The following is a 3,710-nucleotide window of genomic DNA, read 5'->3' on the forward strand; positions in this document are numbered from 1 at the left end:
CCAAAAAAACATCGCCCACTTAAAAAGTGGGCTTTTCATGCAATACAGCCAAGTGAAATCTTAATTATCTTATTTTGAGTCAGGCACATCACAAGACTGGTCTGTACATACAGCATCTTGTTCTTGTGCTGCTACGACTTCGTCAGAACTCGTTTCAAGTGCTTGTTGTAATACTTTTATAAAAACATCACGTGGCTGTGCACCAGCAAGTGCAATACGTTGATCCAATACAAAGAAAGGCACACCTGTAACATTTAATTGTTCACGGGCAACTTCTTCATCAAATTTTACAAAGTCAGCAAATTCATCTGAGTTTAAAAGATCATCGACTTCAACAGGATTTAAGCCGATTCGTGATGCGACATCTTCAAGTGTTTCACGCTCACCAATCGGTAAACCTTGGGTCATATAGCTATAGAAAAAAGCTTCTTTGGCTTCTGAGCCAAGTCCTTTACTTTGTGCCAAATGAATGATGCGATGCGCATTAAAAGTATTACCTGAGTTGGCATTTTCCCAATTAAACTCGATACCTTCTTCTTTTGCCATCGCTGCAATATTGCGTTGCATCTCTTCAACTTCAGCCAATGTACGACCATACTTTTGTGCAAGGCGTTCAGAATTAGAAATTTCTTGGCGAATTGGAGCTTCAGGATCAAGTTCAAAACTATGCCAATGAATCTCAAGTTCGATTTCGGCTTGTTGTGCTGCCGCTTCTAAGCGCTTTTTACCGATATAACAAAATGGGCAAACCACATCTGACCAAATATCTACACGCATGGGAATTCCTTAAACTGCTCAATTGCGTATGAGGGTAGCGTGATCATTTGTGTATTTAAAGCTTTTTTTCGTGAAAGACGTTTTTTGGGCTGCTGATTGAACAATGGTCAACTAAATGGTTTTGCATAAAAAATATACAGTTTATGAAAATTCGGTTAATCTAGCGATTATTCCTTGTGAAAGAGCAGTTTATGCGTCGGATCATTAGTCTTGTTGTTGTAATTGTTTTAGCGATTGCTGCATATTTTGCTTATGAGCATTATCAGTTGAAAAAAAATGAGGCACAACGGCAAATGTTTGATGTAGTGATGACTGAAAAAATGCAAACTTTATATGAAGTTGCACAGGATTGGTCAAAGCCTGTCACGATGGATATTCATGATGCTCGTTTAAGTGGGGATTATCGGGTTTTGTCTGAATTTGTTTTAAATTATTGGCTGAAAAATATTGAAACACGAAATACATATCTTCGTGATTTGGAAGCTGCTAAGTGGAATCATTTTTTAGATGTGAATCGTTTGGATGCAGATCGTAAGCAGAAGTTTGTTGAAACTGAACAGATGTTGCAAGCAGTGCGTAGAATTATGACTCAGTATCAGCGTCAAAATCTCGCAGATAAGCAAGATGCATTGGCAAAGGTAAAGACTTTAGGCATTGATCATGCTTTGCAGCAACCTTTAGAGGAAAAATTGGAGAAAAATCTAAAGCTTGATCAGGAAAGTGCGCTGATTTTGTTGGAATTACAGATTTTAGATAAAGCAGAGCAAATGTTTGCCTTGTTGAAAAATAATGAGTGGCATAAGGAAAATGGGCAAATCATGTTCCAAAAGGATGCACAAGTGAAGCAGTTTAATGCGTTGTATCAAGATGTTTTAAAGTTAAATAAAGACATTGAGCAGAAGAAAAAACAGAATGCGGAAGAGATCGAAGAGGAAATTTAAAAATAAACTGTAAAATTTTTAAAAGCTTAAGATTTACTAGATTATAGAACTTAAGCTTTTAATTTTTAATCTTAAGTAGAAAAATATCTTTAGATTATTCCAACATGATTCATATTATTAATCTAAATCAGGTTGTTGTGCATAAATATGAGAGCATTGAGTAAAATTAGCAGATGAAAGGGGCGAATGATCGTCTGCTTGAAAATAAGCATGTAATTCACACCGTGCGGTACAACGAAAACCTAACATTGAATGCTGCCCGATTGCCATAAAAGATGAGCTTGATAAGGCTAAAATCTGACTATTTTGCGTATAACAATATGGTTCGAGTAAATAAGGACGATCATTTATACTCAGTTGAATTTGAATTTTATAGGCTACAGGGTCAATGATATGTTTATAAAATTTGCCTCTTTTTATGCCAATGGTTTGCTTATAAAGTGAGTTTTTAGCAATATGTGCTGCGATTTTAATTTTGTTGGGTTCAGTCACTCCTACATTTTTGGCAAGCTGACTTGTTATGCCAAATGTAAGCGCATAGCTTATTTTATAAGCGACTTGTCCAAAAAATATGCCGAAACAAATGGCAGCAAAAAAGAGAAAACTGCCTAATAAATAAAATATCAATTTTTTCTGACGGTAGTTTCTTAACCAATCGAGGCAGATTGAAATAAAGAACAGAGAAATGGTACAGCCAATGATCAAGGCAAATAACCATGCAATACCTTGATTCAGCAGGTTTATTCCATATGATGGAAAATATGGATAAGTGACTAAATCATTTGAAAAAATGAAATAATTTAAAATAAATCCGATCAAAATAATAAAAATGATAAGCACGCAGAATTGCAAAATGACGAACTTTTGTTTTTTCGGTGGTTTTAATAAAATTTTATTGGGTGGACGATTTCTCATTGTTATAACGGTCTGTTAAAGTTTTAGATCAATTAGTGAAGAGTTGGAAATTAAAAGAATTACTCATCAGCATTATTACCGTTTAGATCATACTATGATTTGTTTCAATGCAATAGGGCAAGATTTTGCAAGTGGATGAGAATGTTTAGCCGTGTCATATCATATTGTATTTTGATTAAAACCAACATAAATGAAGGCGACACCAAATGTCGTATTCTCTTTGAGTGTGCTTTCCAATCGATGTAAAAAATATTATGATTTTTCACTAATAATAAACAAACTTAAGGAAAATATCATGGGTGCAAATCCAGTATGGGTTTCTATTAATCCTCGTAAAGAAGGTGAATGTTTTTCTTTACCCTCTGAAATTAAAAAATTAAGCATTGTTGAAATTAAGTTCAATGAAAAGTGAAAAAATATTGGAAGCAATAAATTTTTCAATATAATTAGCGCATCATAAAATTTTAAAAATAGTACAGTTATGTGCAAGCCTAAAAAAATAATATTATTTGGCATGCTTCTGATGATTATACAATCGGTTGCTGCCAAAAATTTAGTTGTTGATCAGATGCTCGTAGATTTAGAACAAAATTGTCAAAGTTATGAACAGTTGTTTCAATATCAGGAATTGAAAAGTTATCAACAAGAAAACTTGCAAAATGGCAATATAGTATCTTCTTATAACTCTGATTTACCTGACCTTGGACCTTATTTGCCTTTAAAGTTGACGGATCAATGTCAAAAGACTCAGATTAACAATCAAATTGAATGGTTAAATTTAGAAAAACAACAGCTTAAAGGGGATTCGAGAGAAATTGTACGCGATTTGGAGATTTTGATCTATCACTCACTAAAAAGTTTATATGATAAGCAAGCCTATTCTACATCTGATATTGAACAGTTAAATGCAGTCACTCAACAATTTCTCAGTAAATTGGATCAAAATCCCAATAGTATGGAAAATGCGTATCTACCTATTGTACCTTTAATGCTTTTATTAAAATATGACTTGCATTATTCCGCTGAGGCTAATCATAAAATTTATTATATTAACCAAGAGTTTAATAAAATATTTGG

At 33.6% G+C, this 3,710-nt stretch carries 4 protein-coding genes; 2 read left to right on the forward strand and 2 right to left on the reverse strand.

What is annotated here, in order from left to right; all coding sequences use genetic code 11:
- Positions 1-69: 69 nt before the first annotated feature.
- Complete coding sequence (locus AVJ19_RS20495) at positions 70-777, reverse strand: DsbA family oxidoreductase (protein ID WP_111861359.1); 708 nt, start codon at positions 775-777, stop codon at positions 70-72.
- 191 nt (positions 778-968) lie between these two features.
- On the opposite strand from AVJ19_RS20495, the gene AVJ19_RS20500 reads away from it, so the two are divergent.
- Entirely contained in the window at positions 969-1,718 is a 750-nt protein-coding gene (locus AVJ19_RS20500) for a hypothetical protein (protein ID WP_111861360.1), read from the forward strand.
- Positions 1,719-1,835: 117 nt separating this feature from the next.
- Here the strand turns inward: AVJ19_RS20500 and AVJ19_RS20505 are convergent, their stop codons facing one another.
- Complete coding sequence (locus AVJ19_RS20505) at positions 1,836-2,558, reverse strand: hypothetical protein (protein ID WP_162626681.1); 723 nt, start codon at positions 2,556-2,558, stop codon at positions 1,836-1,838.
- A gap of 598 nt (positions 2,559-3,156) precedes the next feature.
- On the opposite strand from AVJ19_RS20505, the gene AVJ19_RS20510 reads away from it, so the two are divergent.
- A partial coding sequence (locus AVJ19_RS20510) for a hypothetical protein (RefSeq protein ID WP_162626682.1) occupies positions 3,157-3,710 on the forward strand: 554 nt, incomplete at its 3' end.

This window comes from Acinetobacter sp. CFCC 10889, assembly GCF_003268395.1.
In the GTDB taxonomy this organism is placed as follows: Bacteria; Pseudomonadota; Gammaproteobacteria; order Pseudomonadales; family Moraxellaceae; genus Acinetobacter.

Bases quoted from the DNA above. Each gene is read 5' to 3' on its own strand.
- AVJ19_RS20495 (WP_111861359.1), bottom strand. From the start codon at position 777: ATGCGTGTAGATATTTGGTCAGATGTGGTTTGCCCATTTTGTTATATC.
- AVJ19_RS20500 (WP_111861360.1), top strand. From the start codon at position 969: ATGCGTCGGATCATTAGTCTTGTTGTTGTAATTGTTTTAGCGATTGCT.